The organism is Mesorhizobium huakuii, assembly GCF_030160235.1.
Classification (GTDB): domain Bacteria; phylum Pseudomonadota; class Alphaproteobacteria; order Rhizobiales; family Rhizobiaceae; genus Mesorhizobium; species Mesorhizobium huakuii.
Genome location: NZ_BSNY01000005.1, coordinates 23,815 through 40,074 on the forward strand (window position 1 = coordinate 23,815; position 16,260 = coordinate 40,074).

17 protein-coding genes and 2 pseudogenes are annotated in these 16,260 nt (G+C 65.0%); 16 read left to right on the forward strand and 3 right to left on the reverse strand.

Features of this window, described 5'->3' with window-relative positions:
* The first annotated feature begins 1 nt into the window (after nucleotide 1).
* From QQK95_RS00530 to QQK95_RS00595, 13 genes are all read left to right on the forward strand, one after another.
* A complete protein-coding gene (locus QQK95_RS00530) occupies nucleotides 2-1,762 on the forward strand; it encodes a hypothetical protein (RefSeq protein ID WP_284267716.1) in 1,761 nt (586 codons plus the stop codon).
* An 18-nt stretch (nucleotides 1,763-1,780) separates the two neighbouring features.
* Complete coding sequence (locus tag QQK95_RS00535; RefSeq protein ID WP_284267718.1) at nucleotides 1,781-2,464, forward strand: hypothetical protein; 684 nt, start codon at nucleotides 1,781-1,783, stop codon at nucleotides 2,462-2,464.
* A 40-nt stretch (nucleotides 2,465-2,504) separates the two neighbouring features.
* Nucleotides 2,505-3,608, forward strand: a complete 1,104-nt coding sequence (locus QQK95_RS00540) for a hypothetical protein (RefSeq protein WP_284267720.1) — start codon at nucleotides 2,505-2,507, stop codon at nucleotides 3,606-3,608.
* Nucleotides 3,609-3,638: 30 nt separating this feature from the next.
* Nucleotides 3,639-4,475: a hypothetical protein gene (locus tag QQK95_RS00545; protein ID WP_284267722.1), complete on the forward strand. Its 837-nt coding sequence runs from the start codon at nucleotides 3,639-3,641 to the stop codon at nucleotides 4,473-4,475.
* Complete coding sequence (locus QQK95_RS00550; RefSeq protein WP_284267724.1) at nucleotides 4,472-5,506, forward strand: DUF4438 domain-containing protein; 1,035 nt, start codon at nucleotides 4,472-4,474, stop codon at nucleotides 5,504-5,506. The genes QQK95_RS00545 and QQK95_RS00550 overlap by 4 nt, the downstream gene beginning before the upstream one ends.
* A gap of 44 nt (nucleotides 5,507-5,550) precedes the next feature.
* Nucleotides 5,551-6,252, forward strand: a complete 702-nt coding sequence (locus QQK95_RS00555) for a hypothetical protein (RefSeq protein ID WP_284267725.1) — start codon at nucleotides 5,551-5,553, stop codon at nucleotides 6,250-6,252.
* 15 nt (nucleotides 6,253-6,267) lie between these two features.
* Entirely contained in the window at nucleotides 6,268-6,624 is a 357-nt protein-coding gene (locus QQK95_RS00560) for a hypothetical protein (RefSeq protein WP_284267727.1), read from the forward strand.
* Nucleotides 6,621-7,436 carry a trypsin-like serine peptidase gene (locus QQK95_RS00565; protein WP_284267729.1) on the forward strand — a complete coding sequence of 272 codons (816 nt, stop codon included), beginning with the start codon at nucleotides 6,621-6,623 and terminating at the stop codon, nucleotides 7,434-7,436. The genes QQK95_RS00560 and QQK95_RS00565 overlap by 4 nt, the downstream gene beginning before the upstream one ends.
* 183 nt (nucleotides 7,437-7,619) lie before the next feature.
* Nucleotides 7,620-8,117, forward strand: a complete 498-nt coding sequence (locus QQK95_RS00570; RefSeq protein WP_284267730.1) for a response regulator transcription factor — start codon at nucleotides 7,620-7,622, stop codon at nucleotides 8,115-8,117.
* A 308-nt stretch (nucleotides 8,118-8,425) separates the two neighbouring features.
* Nucleotides 8,426-9,364, forward strand: coding sequence for a MurR/RpiR family transcriptional regulator (locus QQK95_RS00580; RefSeq protein ID WP_284267732.1), 939 nt, complete (start codon nucleotides 8,426-8,428; stop codon nucleotides 9,362-9,364).
* Nucleotides 9,361-10,023, forward strand: coding sequence for a cysteine hydrolase family protein (locus QQK95_RS00585; RefSeq protein WP_284267734.1), 663 nt, complete (start codon nucleotides 9,361-9,363; stop codon nucleotides 10,021-10,023). The genes QQK95_RS00580 and QQK95_RS00585 overlap by 4 nt, the downstream gene beginning before the upstream one ends.
* The gene (locus QQK95_RS00590; protein ID WP_284267736.1) at nucleotides 10,020-11,342 is read left to right on the forward strand and encodes a type I glutamate--ammonia ligase; all 1,323 of its coding nucleotides are present in this window, start codon (nucleotides 10,020-10,022) and stop codon (nucleotides 11,340-11,342) included. The genes QQK95_RS00585 and QQK95_RS00590 overlap by 4 nt, the downstream gene beginning before the upstream one ends.
* Complete coding sequence (locus QQK95_RS00595) at nucleotides 11,342-12,127, forward strand: N-formylglutamate amidohydrolase (protein WP_284267739.1); 786 nt, start codon at nucleotides 11,342-11,344, stop codon at nucleotides 12,125-12,127. Before QQK95_RS00590 ends, QQK95_RS00595 begins: the two co-directional genes overlap by 1 nt.
* Nucleotides 12,128-12,256: 129 nt before the next feature.
* On the opposite strand, the gene QQK95_RS00600 is transcribed toward QQK95_RS00595, so the two are convergent.
* Nucleotides 12,257-13,696 (reverse strand): FAD-binding oxidoreductase, encoded by a 1,440-nt coding sequence (locus QQK95_RS00600; protein WP_284267740.1) that lies wholly within the window; start codon nucleotides 13,694-13,696, stop codon nucleotides 12,257-12,259.
* A gap of 232 nt (nucleotides 13,697-13,928) precedes the next feature.
* On the opposite strand from QQK95_RS00600, the gene QQK95_RS00605 reads away from it, so the two are divergent.
* Together QQK95_RS00605 and QQK95_RS00610 are read left to right on the forward strand one after the other, a co-directional pair.
* Nucleotides 13,929-14,405, forward strand: a complete 477-nt coding sequence (locus QQK95_RS00605; protein ID WP_064989205.1) for a carboxymuconolactone decarboxylase family protein — start codon at nucleotides 13,929-13,931, stop codon at nucleotides 14,403-14,405.
* Nucleotides 14,405-15,262, forward strand: a complete 858-nt coding sequence (locus QQK95_RS00610) for a sigma-70 family RNA polymerase sigma factor (RefSeq protein ID WP_284267746.1) — start codon at nucleotides 14,405-14,407, stop codon at nucleotides 15,260-15,262. Before QQK95_RS00605 ends, QQK95_RS00610 begins: the two co-directional genes overlap by 1 nt.
* Before the next feature lie 13 nt (nucleotides 15,263-15,275).
* On the opposite strand, the pseudogene QQK95_RS00615 reads toward QQK95_RS00610, so the two are convergent.
* Nucleotides 15,276-15,442, reverse strand: a pseudogene (locus tag QQK95_RS00615) (mannonate dehydratase); the annotation flags it as partial.
* Between QQK95_RS00615 and QQK95_RS00620 the strand changes: the two are divergent.
* A pseudogene (locus QQK95_RS00620) lies at nucleotides 15,421-15,566 on the forward strand (SDR family oxidoreductase); the annotation flags it as partial. The pseudogenes QQK95_RS00615 and QQK95_RS00620 sit on opposite strands and share 22 nt — an antisense overlap.
* A 41-nt stretch (nucleotides 15,567-15,607) precedes the next feature.
* Here the strand turns inward: QQK95_RS00620 and QQK95_RS00625 are convergent.
* On the reverse strand, nucleotides 15,608-16,222 hold the full coding sequence (locus QQK95_RS00625; protein ID WP_284267748.1) for an alpha-ketoglutarate-dependent dioxygenase AlkB: 615 nt from the start codon (nucleotides 16,220-16,222) through the stop codon (nucleotides 15,608-15,610).
* Between the last annotated feature and the right edge of the window lie 38 nt (nucleotides 16,223-16,260).

Consider the following 16,260-nt stretch of genomic DNA (forward strand, 5'->3'; position numbering starts at 1 on the left):
CATGGTCGACGTATTTACAGCCGCCGCCAGCCCGGTCTCGAAATTTCGGTCTCCTGCCACGGTTGCCGTGGACAATCTGCTGCGCAAGACGCTGCGCGTCAGTGACCCGCGCGATCCCGACCAGATCGCCAACGCTCTCTTGAACTTCTATCCCGAGGAAGCGGACAGGGATCGACGCGAACAAGCCGGCCTGCCTTATTCGAGCGCCCCCGACTATGTGCCGCAAGCCCGCAACACGGGTCCGTCTTCCGTCGAGATGGCACAGGCGCAGGACGATCTCGAACGCGACCTGCAGACGCTTTCGACCTCCTCGCCGCTCAAGGACATCCGCATCGAGATGATCGGCTGGGGCCGCTCGATCCGGCAGCTCGCCAATGATGGACTGGCTGCCGCCAGGCTCGCTCTCGATTCGGTCAATCACGACCGTGCCATGTCGGCGCGCCGCCAGCTCGGCGAGTATTCGCGCCTGGCGCGCTATGTCGGCACGCTCACCGACGGCAGCGCAATCCTGTTCAGGCGGTTTGCCCAGAGCTGCGATGTGCTGGCCGGGCTCATTCTTGTCGCCATCGGCGAGGGGCTGGCGTCCAACGGCATCACCCGCAGCACCTCGATCGTGCGTTCCGCGGCCGGAGAACTACAGGCTCGCCGCAACGCCGTCATCATGGCGCTGCGCAGCCTGACCGGTTCGGTTGAAAGCACGCTTGGCCAGGAAGACTGGCCGCGCGGCATAGAGGCCTACCGAAATCTGGTGCAGCAGCTGGAGGCTGGCGGCCAGGCGGATCTGCGCGCGCTGCTGGAAGAGAACGCACTGTCGCAAGCGATGGACGACCTGGTCGACCTCTCGACCGGAGCAAGCGTCGAAGGCTTGCGCGAGCTGTCGACCGCATCGGCGATGCTGGTCCACCGCTTCCAGCGCCTGATCCAGTTCGGCCAGAGCATACCGGTTCCGATCGACGTGCCGATCACTTCAGGCCCGCCGGAATCGCCGCCGCTGGTGGCATTCGTCTCCAGCCTGCAGCTGTTCGTCGACGCCTTCGTCTCGAAAGGCAGCTCACGGCTGCTCTACGTCGCGCGCCCGCCGATCATCGTCTATGGCCTCTACGGCGCCGGTGGACCGGACCAGGGTGCCATCCGCCTGATGAACCTGACCATCGCGCGCGGTTTCCTGCTCGAGCAGGTCGACTGCTTCGCCGGCTGCGGCTGCGATGACGACGACATCTCCTGCCAGGTGCTGCTGGATTACCTGCTGTTCCTGCTTGACAGGGCGATCGACCTCTATGCGGTCGGCACGGATCCGGACGGCCTCGGCGAACAGGAAAGGCGGGCCACCGCCGTTGGCCTCGCCATCGGCGCGACGCTGGACCTGACCGACCAGTTGAAGAATCCAGGCATGCTTCTGTGTGAATTCAGCGACAAGCTGAAAAACAAGCTCGGTGTCATCCGTGATGAGTTGCTCGACCCATTCGGCGGTCCTGGGGCCTGGGACCCGGGCCTGAAGTCGCTGATGGTGCGTGAACTGCGCATCGCCTACCAGGCGGAGGACCAGACGGAGCGCCTGGTGCGTTCGCTGACGCCGCAATGCGACTTCAACGTCTTCAATTTCCGCAACAATCAGTCTCTGATCCGCTGGATGATCCGCGCGATCCTCCAGGATACGTTCGGCCTTGGTACCAATCTGCCGAGCCCGGTCCAGATGCCGTCGCCGATCGCAAGCTCGATGGCGAGCATGGGTCAGAACCGTCCCGACTACTGGTCGGCTTGAGCTGGCAGGAGCACGACAATGGCTGCGAAGATTCCGTTTCCGTACCATCCGGCGAACAAATTCCACGCCGGGCTCAAGGCCCGCTTCGAGGTCGAGGCCGAGACACCGCAATCGATCGATCTGCTGGCCGGCAAGGTCGCCACCAGCGGCGACGGGACCAAGGCCGCCATCGGGGACGTTGCCAGCGCAATCAGGGAGTTCCCCGATGGAAAACGGTCGAAGCAGATTTTCGAGCGGCTGACCGTCGCGATCGAAGCCATCGCGACTGGACTGAAGAACCAGCCCAATGGCGACGCCATCGACAAGAAGCTCGGCGAGATCAGCGCGGCGATCAACAGGCTGGATGAAACGGTGCAGTCGCTTGGTCTGCGCGACAAGGACAATGTCACGGCCCTCTACGCCGCCGCTGTCGACACATCGGGCGACATCGTCGGCCGGACGATTGCCGGGCGCTGGTTCAACCAGGCGAAATTCGCGTCGTTGCAGGACATCGTGACATTCCAGAGGGGCAAGCCGCAGGAAAATCGCCGCAACGAGTTCGTCAAGCGCCTGCGCGATGCCAACACGTTCAGCAGCGGCCTGCCCGCGGTCGTCACCGATAGCGAACTGGTGCGCTTCTTCGACCTCGCGCCAGCCGTGATGAACGCGATTGCCGCCAGCCAGGACGCAGCGTCCGGTGGGCAACAGCCACCAAGTGCCTGAGAACTATGAGCAGCCAATTCGAGCAAGATGAGGTCTGATTATGGCTAGTGAATCCAACCAGGTCATCCAACGGCTGTTCCAGCGCTTCTTCAGGGACGAGCTGGCGGGTTTGTCGCCGGCTGACCGCGCCGCTTTCGAGAGCGAATTCGAGGGTCGTTACGGGGAATTGCTTGATCGCTCGTCCAGTGCCACGACCACCAGTTTCGCCGATCTGGTCGGCTTCGGCGACGGACCGATCAAGCCGTTCGATTCGCTGCAGATGCCGCTGCTGCGCAACGATTTCGACGAATCGATCATACCGCCGCAGCTTCAGGCGTCGGCCGAGCTCTACTACATCTACCAGATGGACCGCATGAAGCTGTTCCAGGTGGTCGATGTGCTGCGCCGGCTGTTCCAGAACGGCCAAATCCGCATCCAGCGCGGCCCCGGCGCGCGCGGGCTCTACATCCTCGAGAAATGGCGCCCGATCCGCTACAAGCGCCGCGACCGGCTGATCGCCTATCGACGCGTCTTCAACTACGGTCGCGCTCCGGTGCCTGCCGGAGCCATCGTCAACCGCAGCTTCCACTTCCAGCTGGTCGCCTTCATGAATGCGATGTCGCAGTACTTCCAGGATCTGACCATCGGTCAGGTTATTCGCGGCAGCTCCACCATCAACGACCGGCCTTTCGCAGCACTGGCCACGGTGCAGCGCGTCGGCACCGACCTGCGCTATCATCTCGACCGTTCGAGCTATGGCAACATCCTGGCCCTGACCCGTGAAACCGGACAGTACGTACAGCAGATCTTCGAGCTGTTCGACGCACCGGACATCAAGAAATCCTTCGATGCCAACACCAAATGGGACGTTATCGAAGCCGTCGCCAACCGTCATCTGGGCGGCGCTACCGAGATGTCGGAACGCGCCAAGATGGCCGATGCGGGGCGCAGAATCCTGCAATACATTGCTGAAAACGATTTCCGCACGACGATCACGCCCGAGGAGTTCGACGCGGACGCCAAGAAGATGGGCGCGCAGGCCGACGCATGGCTGGCGGCCTACCGGCTGACACGTGAAGGGCGGCGCTTCCCCGGCCTCGACGGCGATCGTGTGCACTGGTCGTATGGGCTGAACCGCAACACCGCGTCGCGAATAGCCGCCTGAACCGTTCGCCGGGACTGAAGGGTGTCTGCGATGGACCACCAACTTGCTCTTGCGGGGCGTTTCGCGGCCAAGCCGCCGAACATCGTCATCGACGCCCCGCTGGCGCTGTCGCCGATGGGGCTGCTTGTGACGGTAACGCTTTCGCAATCAGCGCGGGTGTGGCTGCCGCGCGGCTTCTATACCTTGCTCGACAACGACGAATACTATCGCCGCCGGCCCGATCAGATGGGAGGCGGATGGCTTGCCCCCGGCACGCGCGATGCCATCCTCAAGGAACTGACCCTGGAACTCGAACCATGGCGCCGGGCGTGGCAGAACGGCCGCCTCTCATCCCGGGTGCACTGGATCGGCGACGCCCAGTATGAAAGCGCGCTGCCCGAGCGTGAGGAAACAGCCCTGTTACCGCGCTTTGAAGGCTGCTGCGCCGCGCTTGAAACACGTCTTGGCGATGTGGCCGGCACCGCCGCTCCGCTCGACGAATGCGCGCGAGACGTGGTCGCGCTCTCCGCCGCGCTTCAGCCCGACAGCACCTATATTCTCACCATCGCCGGCAATGACGGCGCCAGGCCGCCATTGTGCGACTATCTAGAGCGGCTGGCATTTCCCACCAAACGCCATCCTGGAGCAATCCCCGGATGGTCCGGCCCGGCGCTGTGGCCCGCTGCGGCTCCAATCGCAGCGAGCGGCCGCAAGGCCGCGATCGTGCAGGTGGTCGCCCCGGTCATCCTGGCGCTGCCCGACGGATGGAGCGAGACCGACTGGGCGCTGGAAGATCCGGCCGACCACGATGACGGGACGCCGGACGATCCCTGGCGCAATGCCTGCGCGCTCTGGTACGATGTGGTGCCGGCGGAGGCCGCGGCATGAAACCGCCTCGCATCCTCCCCGTGCACGGGCTGCGCACCAATGCGTGCGACCTGGTGATGATCAGCGTCGCCGGACAAGTGGCATCGCCGACCGAGAGGGGCACGCCGTGGCGCATCGGTTACGACGGCAGGCCGCGCTCGCTGCCGGGCACCGGCGGCATCGTGCTCAACCATCGCGTGGGCGACCCCTGCGTCGGGTTGGCCGGCGACCATGTCGAACCGGCCGTGTCGATCCGCAATGAAGCGCGTGCCGCCGGCGGCAACCCCGACGCCGCCAACCAGGCGCTGCAGAGCTATTCCTGCGTCGGCAACCACGCCATCGTCACATCGGGACGCGCGGCCGGCGCACGCGGGGTGGTGACCGGCAAGCATGGCGGCGTCGACACCGTGCTGATCGACTTTCCGCTGCCGGCGATGCGGCAGATGGCGATCGGCGACCGCATCCAGGTCTGGGCCTACGGGCTTGGCCTGCGCCTGACCGACTATCCCGACGTCGCGATCTGGAACTGCTCGCCAAGGCTGCTGGCGCGCTGGCGCCCGGTCGAGCGCAACGGCAGGATCCACGTCAAGGTGACGCACCGCATCCCTGCCCGCGTCATGGGCTCGGGTCTCGGCCGCAACAATGTGCTGCGCGGCGACTACGACATCCAGATGTCCGATCCCGGCATGGTGCGGCGCTACAAGCTCGGATCGCTGCGCTTCGGCGACATTGTCGGCATCATGGATGCCGACAACCGCTACGGCCGGTCGCGGCTTGGAGGGCATGTGTCGGTTGGCGTCATCGTGCACAGCGACAGCACCGTCGCCGGTCACGGCCCGGGCGTCGTCTCGCTGCTTTCAGCGCCGGCCTCGATTCTCCAGCTGGAGCTCAGCCCGGACGCCAACATCGCGCGCTACCTGGACATTCGCCCACCCCGACCGGCACGGCCGTCCTTTCCCTTGCCGACCGTCGAGCAAAGGGAACGAACCGTGGCAAGGCTGCGCCGGCGGGCGACGGCGTCGGACGCAAGCATGGTGGCCGGATCCGGCTAGATCCGAGCCCGAGCGGAGAAACGAGCTACGAGAAAGGGATCGGCATGTCATATCTCGACGAACAACTCGACGCGCTGGTCAACGAGGCGGCGCAAACAGTCGCTCACCGCTCGCCATGCGGCTGCGCCCGCTGTCGCCGGCAGCAGGGCTTTCGCGCCGTCGAGGTCAGGCGCCGGCATTTTCCGAGCTGCGGCTGCGGCAGCTGCGGAGACGTCGCTTCCTTCGATGAGACAGCCATACGGCGCGGGCGTAGCCCGAGGCCGGCGCGCGGCCAGACCTCGGTGCGGGCACGCGGCTCACAACTGCCGGGCTGGCGCGGCTGGACGCCGCCGGTCTCGCTGGCTGCGATCGACGCGGCGCGCACCGCGGCGAGCCGGGGCGGACATGTCGATGCCTTGCTGCGGCCGTTCCTGGCGCCGGGGCCGCAGGTCTATCGTATCACCCGCGCCGGCATAGACCGCGACCGGCCGCTCAGCATAGGCATGACCAAGGGCAACAATTCGATCGCGCAGAGAATTATCGAACACTACCGGCAGCCGAGCCGGGCCGACCCCCGGGTAAACACCGCGATCCGCAATCTGCAGCCCGGCCAGATCCTGGTCCAGGCAGCACGGCTCACCCGCCAGGCCATGCATCCAAGGCGGGCCAGGAACTACGAAGGCTGGCTGCAGGACCGGGAGCGCCCGCTGCTCTACGACCCCAACAGCACGACATTCGATGAAATGGCGCTGATGCGCAGCAATTGAACCAAGGAGATTACCATGCACGGGCAAGTCGCAACTCATGCAAGGTCGGTATGGGCCGACCTCGACGCCATCGTTCTCCAGGAGGTCAAAGCGCTGCGCGCCGCGTCGCCGCGCCCAGCTGAAATACCCTTCGGTTCCGACGAGGAATTCATGGATCGCGCCGCGGCCTATCTCGAAGGCCGCGGCGACGAGGCTCATCTTCTGATGGAGCGCCTGCGAGGTCTGCTTGGCCTCACCGCAAGTGCTGCCGCGGATCAGACCGAGACGCCGCAGGGACCTGTGCATGAAGGTGGGATCGACGATGCGGCACAACCGGGAGCCATGCCCGCGGATGCCGCATCGCCGGGGGCCGAACACGAGCAAGAGACATGATGCTGTTCTCGCCCGCGCCCTTCGAACTCGACCGGCTGGCGGACGAGGCGGACTATGCGGTGGTTGGGCCGACCGACGGGCGTGCCAGGGTCACCCACACCAACCGCTTTCCGCATAGCGCGGTCTGCCACATCGAGCGCGATTTCGGCGACGGCAGGTTGACCGGCTGTACCGCCTTCCTGATTTCGCCGACGCGGCTGTTGACCGCGGCGCACTGCATCACCAGTCCGATCCGGCAGCGGCTTGGCCTGCCCAATCTCGCCGTGCGCATTCGCGTCACACCGGGTCGGGCCTCGCGTGACGCGCGGCCCTTCGGCTGGCAGTGGGCCAAGCAATGGCACGTCAACCCGCCTTACCGCAATCGTCCGTCAGGCCTGCACGATGTCGGGTTGATCGAGCTTGAGCGGCCGTTTTCGCCGTCGCCCGGACACTTCCAGCTCTGGTCACCGAACCGTCAGGACCTCGAGAGGCTTCGCACCACGCGTCTGCTGCATATTTCGGGTTATCCGGCCGACAAGCCGGACGGCACGCAATGGGAGCATTCCGAGCGCCTGGACCGGATCACCGAACGGCAGGTCTTCTATAGTGTCGATACCTGTCCGGGACACAGCGGCGCTCCAGTCTGGATCCATCGCCAACAGGCCGGCGCACCGGTGGTGATCGCGGTTCACACCGCCGGTCCACGTCCACATTCGGGCGGGGCCTGGGGATGCCGGCCCGGGGTGCCGCTTGCCCCAGCGGGCCTGTTCAACCGGGGCGTCAGGCTGACCCCCGACCTTTTGCGCTCGATCCGCACCGGATTCAGGCGCTGACCGGTGAAAATTGACGACCCAATGATAATTTTTTGGAATGCTAATATTTCGAAAAGTGCTATAGTCCAACCTATCTATGCAGCATTCATACTGGTCGCGCCGGGGTTCGGCGGCGCGGCAGTTTTGTTGGGACGCCAGGGCTTGTGATTGTACTGAGTTTCCTGCCAACTGGGGCGTTCGGCCATGATTGCACGTGCCGAGAACTTGCAGAGACTTTCCGACTTCGCTGACGAGATTTCAGCGTCACGAAAAAAGCACGATCCGGAAACGGATACTTCGAGCTTTGTCGTGAACGGCCATTCGCTGGTCGCCATCCGTTACGCGGACGACGATCGCGATGATCCAAACGGTCATACAGATCAGCGCCAGCCAGTGGGACGCATCGTGTGCGCCGGCACGCACTACCTGATTTATGATGCCGTCTATATGCCGGGCGCCACCGCTGACCTCCCGCTCCCGCTCTCGGCCGCCGAGATCTTGACCCGGCGTGAGCTGCAGATAGCCCTGCTGATCAGCGACGGAAAACTCGACAAGGAGATCGCAAGGCAGCTCGGCATCAGCGGATACACCGTACGCGAGCATATCAGGCGGATTTTCGCCAAGCTGAATATCGGTCGCCGCTCGGCGATTGCATCCTGTGTGCTGGCGGGTCGGACGGACTTTCGCCACGACGTGCGATAGGGTCGGCGAACGGCTTTTTCGAGGGATCGGCACTGGGCAGCATGCCGAACGGGTCGCGCGGCTCGTCCGGGTCGGCCAGCATGTCGAACTCCCGGCAACGGCCAGTCGACTTCACCTGATTCCTGGAATAGCGCCGGAAGTCCCCAATGGCACTGTTGCCGATCAACGCGATGCTGCGGGCGCCGACCGCTTTCCGAAACGGCAAGGCCAGCGATCGGGAGATGTAATCATCTCTTCATCATTGACTAGAATTCTTGCTTCTGTAATAAACTCGACAAAACTGGAGACTATGGATTTCGGGGAGGCCGATGGCGATACGCGACGTTCTGATGCGCGGGGATCTGGCGCTGACCCCGTCGGAAGAGAAGATCGTCCGGCTGCTCTTGACGGACTATCCGACCTCCGGCCTCGGCACCGCCTCTTCGCTTGCCCGGCGCGCAGGCGTCAGCGATCCGACAGTGGTCCGGCTGGTCGTCAAGCTCGGCTATGCAGGCTTTCCGGATTTCCAGGCAAAGCTGCTGGCCGAGGTCGAGGCCAGGCTGCATTCGCCTTTGCTGATGATGGAGGCGAAGCGCCAAAGCGCCTCCAGCGACAGCGCCGTGCTTGCCTATCTCGATTCCGTCACCGCGGCCCTGCAGAAAGCCACCGCCGCGACGCCGGTGCAAACCTATGAGCGGGCCGCCCGCCTGCTGATGGAGGCCAGGGGCGAGATCGTGCTGGTCGGAGGCCGGTTCAGCCGCCACATCGCCGGCATGCTGGCGGGATATCTCGGGCAGTTCCGCACAGGCGTCCGCGATCTCGGCGTGCTCTCGCCCCAGTTATTCGACACGCTGGCCGACCTCGGCCGCCGCGACGTGCTCGTCGTCTTCGACTATCGCCGCTACCAGCTCGACGTCATGGCCTATGCAAGCCAGGCGGCGGCGCTCGATGTGCGCATCCTGCTTTTCACCGACCAATGGCTGTCGCCGATATCAGACCTCGCCGAGGTCACCATTGTCAGTCCACTGGAAGTCGCCTCTCCCTACGACACGCTGGCGCCGGCGATCGCGCAAATGGAAGCGCTGACCGCCCACATCGTTTCGATGCTGGGCGAGGACGCCCGGGCGCGCATCGAGAGGATCGAGAAAGTGCGGCACGCCAATGCGGTGACGCTCGACAGCGATCCGCAAGCGAACGGCGCCCGCCAGACAGCCGGGCCACGCAAGACACCCGGACCCAAATCAGCAAGGCAGGACGACCAGGCATGACCCCAACCTTACCGAACCAGGCCTTACCCAAGCGAGACGAGGCCTTCCGTGCCGGCGAGACGGCGCTGCTGCTCGTCGACATGCAGCGCATCTGGCTGGAGCCAGGCGCCGATCCCTCGCATCCGGAGCGCGGCCCCGACCATTATTTCTACCGGCAGACATCCTCTCAGACGATCCCCAACCAGGAACGGCTGCTGGCGGCGGCGCGGGCCAATGGCGTGGAAGTGCTACACACCATCATCCAGAGCCTGACCGAGGACGGGCGCGACCGCTCGCTCGACCACAAGCTGACGCCGATCCATGTCGCGCCCAGCCTCCCCGAAGGGCTGCCGGTGGCATCGCTGGCGCCGGTCGGCGACGAGATCATGCTGCCGAAGACCTCGTCCGGCATCTTCAACTCGACCAATGTCGACTATCTCCTGAAGAACCTTGGCATCCGCTACCTCGTCGTGGTCGGCGTGCTTACCGATCAATGCGTCGACATGACGGTGCGCGACGGCGCCGATCGTGGCTATCTCGTCACCTGCGTGTCGGACGCCTGCGCGACCATCACCCAGGAGCGCCATGACGTCGCGCTGAAGGCCTTCGGCGGCTATTGCTGGGTCACCGACACCGACACCGTGATCGACCGTTTCAACGCTCTGGGAAAAACCGCATGACATCGACCGTCGAGCCCCTCGTTGCCGTCGTCACCACGGATCTCTGCGCCATCACGCGGGGCCGCTTCATTGTCGAAAGCCGACTGCAGAAGACCGCCACGACGGGCGTCGGCTGGCTGCAGGCCAATCTGTCGATGACGCCGTTCAATTCGATCGTCGTTCCCAACCCATGGGGCTCGTCGGGCGACCTGCGGCTGATCCCCGACCTCAAGGCGCGCTTCCGCACCGAACGGACCGGATCGGCGACCCCCTTCGACATGGTGGCCGGCGACATTGTCGAGCTCGACGGCAGCCCATGGCTCGGCTGCACACGGACCATGCTCAGGGATGCGCTGGCGCAGTTTAAGGCCGCGACCGGACTTTCCGTCATTGCCGCCTTCGAGCATGAATTCCACATCGCCGATGGCAGTTTCGCGCCGGCGCATTCGATGTCCTTCGCAGCGCTGCGCCGCACCGATCCGTTCGCTCCCAATCTGATGGCAGCGCTGGAGGAAGCGGGCGTGGGACCCGAAGTGGTCATCGCCGAATTCGGCGACGAGCAGTTTGAAGTGACGCATGAACCCGCCGATGCGCTGACGGCGGCCGACCGCGCCGTCGCCATCCGCGAGATCACGCGCGAAGTGGCACGCAATGCCGGCTGGCGGGCGAGCTTCGCGCCCAAGACCGCGCCCAATGCCGTCGGCAACGGTGTGCACATCCATTTGAGCTTTGTCGACGAGGCCGGCAAGCCGGTGACCTACGATGCGGCGCGACCCGGCGGCCTGTCCGCCAAGGCAGGCGCCTTCTGTGCCGGCGTGCTGCGCCATCTGCCTGGTATCACCGCCATGACGGCCTCGAGCGTGTCGTCCTTCTACCGGCTGAAGCCGCACAGCTGGAGTTCGTCCTACACCTGGCTCGCCGACCGCGACCGTGAAGCGTCGCTGCGCATCTGCCCGACAGTGACGATCGGCGGACGCGATCCGGCACGGCAGTACAATATCGAATACCGGGCGGCCGACGCCACCGGCAATCCTTACCTGTCCCTGGCGGCGATCATCCGCGCCGGGCTGGAAGGGCTGAAGGCCGACCTGCCATCGCCGCCGCTGGTCACAGGCGACCCGACGCTGATGAGCGAGGCGGAACGGGCAAAGCTCGGCCTCGTGCGGCTGCCGGAAACGCTGCCGGCGGCGCTGGACGCGCTTCTGGCCGACAGGACCGTGACGGGATGGTTCGCGCCTGTCTTCATCGAGACCTTCGTCGGCCTGAAGCAACATGAGGCCGAGCGGCTGGCCGGCCTCGATCCGGCCGCCATCTGCGATCTCTACCGGACGCTTTATTGATGACCGCGCGGACTGGCAAAGACCTGCCCCGTCAAAAAGATTGGCCAGACGCCGTCGGGGTTCTCAACGAGCACGGCCGCAGCGACATCGTCCTGTTGTGCGAGCATGCCTCCAACCACATGCCGGCGGAATATCGTCAACTCGGCCTCGATGCCGGCCATCTGCAGCGCCACATCGCCTGGGATATCGGCGCCGCCGAGGTGACGCGCCTATTGTCGGCACGGCTCGACGCGCCAGCCTTCCTCAGCGGCTATTCACGGCTGCTGATCGATCTCAACCGGCCGCTGGACACTCCCAGCAGCATTCCGGTGCTGTCGGAAGACACCGACATTCCCGGCAATGTCGGCATCGATGCGGCGGAACGGGACCGGCGCGCCAAAATCATGTTTTCACCGTTCCATGAGCGGGTAGCAGCACATCTCGACCGCCGGGTGGCAGCGGGCCGGTCGACGCGGATCGTGACGATCCACTCCTTCACGCCGGTGTTCCTCGGTGTCGCCAGGCCATGGCATGCGGGCGTGCTGCATGATCATGCGGCCGACCTCGCCGAAGCGATCCTTTCGGGCCTGCGCACGGATGCGGCGCTCAACGTCGCCGCCAACGTGCCCTATGTGATCAGCCGCGACGCCGACTACGCCGTGCCTGTCCATGGCGACGATCGCGGCATCCCCGCCGTCCTCGTCGAGATCCGGCAGGATCTGCTGGCGAACCGGTCCGGCATCGAGGAGTGGGCGAACCGGCTGGCGGCGGCACTGCCCGCGCATGAGACGAGGACGGCTTCGTGAAGGCCAGCGCCTGACGCGGTGGCAGCTCATGTGAACTGAGCCGCCGAAGAGCCATGACCTATCCATGGCCCGCGAAAGCCCGCGCCTGCGGTGGAGGCGCGGGATTTTCGTCACTGCCACGCGGCCGGCTCAGGCGGCGCGCTGGCTTTGTTTCGGCCGCAAATTCTGGTTCATGCGGAACAGGTTCAGCGGGTCATAGCGCTGTTTGATTTCCAGAAGCCGCTGGTAATTGCCGCCATAGGCCGCTTCCACGCGGTCGACCTCGTCCTCAGGCATGAAGTTCACATAGGCTGTGCCGGCAGCATAGGGCTTGGCCGCCTCATAGAGGCCGCGCGCCCAACCGATGCAGGCCCTGTCCATTGCCGGTTCGCGCCAGCGGGCATGGACATTCATGACGAAGTGCGAACTGCGTTGCGGAAACGCCGTCGCGTTCTGTGCCACACGGCCCGCCGCACCGCCGACATGGCCGATGAATATCTCGCATTCCGGGCCCGGAAGCTCACGTATCGCTTCGGTGACGATCTCAACCGCCCTGTCGGAAAGCTCGGTGAAGTCATGGCTCTTCCAGTAGTTGCGGGCGCCGGGGGCGAGCAATGGGTCGAATGCCTGCTGCCAGCCGGCGAACGGGTTGGGGCCGACGACATCGGCAATCGGCGAGCCGATGGCGCGAAGCTTCTTTGTCGCCTTTTCACCGGCCTGGAGATCGCCGCAATAGCACATGGCCAGCACCAGAACATCCTTGCCATGCCACTCGGCCGGCAGGAAGGGCAGCGGCGGCGCTTGCCGCATGACCACCCAGCAGGTCAGTTCGTCGGGCGCTGTTTCGAGCGCGTTGCGATACTCCTCCAGCACCTTCTCGGCATCGGCGAAAGGATGCACGACAAGGCCCGACAGAACCTGCGGACCCATCTGGTGGAGCTGAAACTCGAATGCCGTGACAATGCCGAAATTACCGCCGCCGCCACGCAGCGCCCAGAACAGGTCCGGATTTTCCGTCTGGCTGGCGCGCAGCAACTTGCCGTCGGCGGTGACCACATCGGCGGAGACAAGATTGTCGATGGTCAGGCCGAATTTGCGGGTGATCCAGCCAAAGCCACCGCCCAGCGTCAGGCCTGATATGCCGGTGGTCGAATTGATGCCGGTCGGCACCGCCAGCCCAAAGGCCTGCGTTTCGCGGTCGACATCGGCGAGCGTGGCGCCGGGTCCGACCCACGCCCGCCGTGCGGCGGGATCGACCCGCACCGACTTCATCGGCGACAGATCGATCATCAGACCGCCATCGCAGACGGCGCTGCCGGCAATGTTGTGGCCGCCGCCGCGCACGGAGACGAGAAGCCTGTTTTCCCTGGCGAAATTCACGGCACGGATGACGTCGGAGGCGCCGACGCAACACACGATCAGCCCGGGCCGCCGGTCGACCGTGGCATTCCAGATGGTGCGGGCTTCGTCGTAGGCAGCATCTCCCTGCTGAAGCAGTGTGCCGCGCAATTGTGCCGAGAGCGCTTCTATTGCTTCGGCGTCGACTGTCGTCTTGCCGCGATCAAGCGTGGTGAGGCTCATGGTGGTCATGGTTTCCTCCCGATTTGCTTATGAGCCGTTCTCCTTCAAACGCCCTCAATTCTGCTCTCATATTAGACGCGGCGCAAGTTAACCCCGACGGCGGACCGCAGCTTGGTGCGCATCAGCAGTGGTGAACGGCCGAAGGTGACTTGGCCGACGGCGCGCAAAAATCTTCGCGGGCATGTCACACCGGCAGATGTTGCCTCGTCATGTGGTCGGCACCAACAGAAGGAAGCCCACCATGACCGCAAAAATCGACCTCTTCGCCGCCGCCCCTTCGCTGATGAAGAACTGGCAGCGCTCCTCGATCGAGCTCTCCGCCGCCGCCAGTCTCGAGCACAGCCTCACCGAACTGGTGAAGCTGCGTGCCTCGCAGATCAATGGCTGCGCCAACTGCATCAATCTTCACGCCACCGAGGCGCGCGAGAACGGGGAAACCGAGCAGCGCATCTACCTTTTGCCGGCCTGGCGCGAGGCGCCCTGCTACAGCGACCGCGAACGCGCCGCCCTTGGCTGGACCGAGGCGCTGACCCGACTTTCGGAAGACACCGGCCGCGCAGGCGCTTATGAAGAGCTGAAGGCGCATTTCACGGAGGAGGAGCAGATCAAGCTCACCTTGACGATCAACATCATCAACGCCTGGAACCGTATCGCCGTCGGTTTTGGCCTCTATGCCGACCCGGCTGCCGTGAAGGCCGCCCGGGTGGCCGCAGCCTGATGGCGAGCTCGGCGGCCGACGATACCGCAGCGGGCTTCGCCCCGCTGCGTCCCAAGCTCATGCGTGTCGCCTACCGCATGCTGGGCTCGGTGTCGGACGCCGAGGACGCCGTGCAGGAGGCCTTCATCCGCTGGATGAAGGTCGACCGCGCCGCGGTGCGCGAGCCCGAGGCATTCCTGCGCCGCACGGTGACGCGGCTGTGCCTCGATCAGCTCAAATCCGCGCGGCGCAAACGCGAGACCTATGTCGGCCCCTGGCTTCCCGATCCCGTGGTGGAAGAGGACGAGGTGGAGGACGTGACCTTGCCGCTGATGCTGGTGCTGGAGCGCCTGTCTCCGCTCGAGCGGGCAGCCTTCCTGCTGCACGATGTGTTCGGGCTCGGGTTCGACGAAGTCGCGGCCGCCATCGAGCGCGACCCGGCGGCCTGCCGCCAGCTGGCGGCCCGGGCACGGGGCCATGTCCGCGAGGCGCGGCCCCGCTTCACGGTGGAAAGGCAACGCGGCCTGGCGCTCGCCGAGGCCTTCTTCACGGCCTCGCGCAGCGGCGACATGAAGGCGCTTGGCGCCATGCTGGCGACCGACGTCGTTGCCCATGCCGACGGTGGGGGCAAGCGTCCGGCGGCCACGCAGCCGGCCCTGGGCTTCGATGCCGTCATGAGACAGTATGAACAGGTCGCGGCCTGGTTACGCACGCATGGTTCGAAACTTGTCCGCGTCGGTTTCATCAACGGCTTGCCGGGGTTCGTCACCCTGGAAGCCGATGGCGAACTCCAGACCACCGCACTCGACATCGAGGACGGCAAGATCGCGGCGATCTATGTCGTGCGAAACCCAGACAAGCTCAGACACCTGCATTGAGGTGCCTGCCCCGTCAGGCCAGCCCGAACTGTCCCACGGCGCGCATGATGCCGCGCAGTTCGGCGAAGCCTTTCAGCCGGCCGATCAGCGAGTAGCCTGGATTGATCTTCTCTTGCCGATGTCGTCGGCGAGCAGGTAGCCATGGTCCGGCCGCATCGGGATGCGCCAGTCGCCAAGGCCGCATCGGCGAGCCGGAGGAAGTGGCCGAACTCATTGCTTTCCTATGCTCGTCCAAGGCCAGCTTCTGCACCGGCGCCGGTTACAGCATAGATGGGGCCTGACTGCCGGCATCGGCGCGAAGTAGAGCCTCGGCGATCGGCCTGGGCCTTACCGCCGGTATGCCGCTCAAGGGTTTTGGGAGCGCAGTGTCCGCAAGGTGATCGAGTAACGATGCTCGGCAAGCGGCGGGATACTGTGTTCCCACTCGATGCGTGCAGGCCCGGTCATGAGATAGGCCGATCCTGGCTCGACAATGACAGTCCGGCGCTCCCATCCGTCACCGCTCTTTCGCCGTAGCCGGAAACCGCAGGGCGCCAGCAGCGAAACGCCGGCGACATCCTCGAAATGCGGCTTGTCGCGATGCCAGCCGATACCTGCGCCCGGCCGGTATTCATTGATCAGCACCTGCGCGAACGCCTCGGCAGGCCGGCGCGCAAAGGCCGCGACCTTTTCGCGCAAAGGCAGCAGGAAGCCGGGGATCGGCAGCGCCTCGACGACTTCGCGACGGTCATAATCATAGCGCAGACCGAACCCGACGACGCGACGGTTTGCCAGATGACCATGGAAATCGAACGCCTGAAACGGAAGTCCTTCAAGATGCCGGGCAAGCTCCGTCTCTTCCCGCGGCGTGATCAATCCGGGCCGGTAAGCGAAACCTTCGGGCAGATCCTCCGCGGCACCAAAGAGATCATGCTGGAGTACCGGAGCGCGGCTGGTGGCTTTCGATTTGAGCGACGACATCCCGCCTAGATGGTGAAGGCTGGACCGCAAGGCAATAC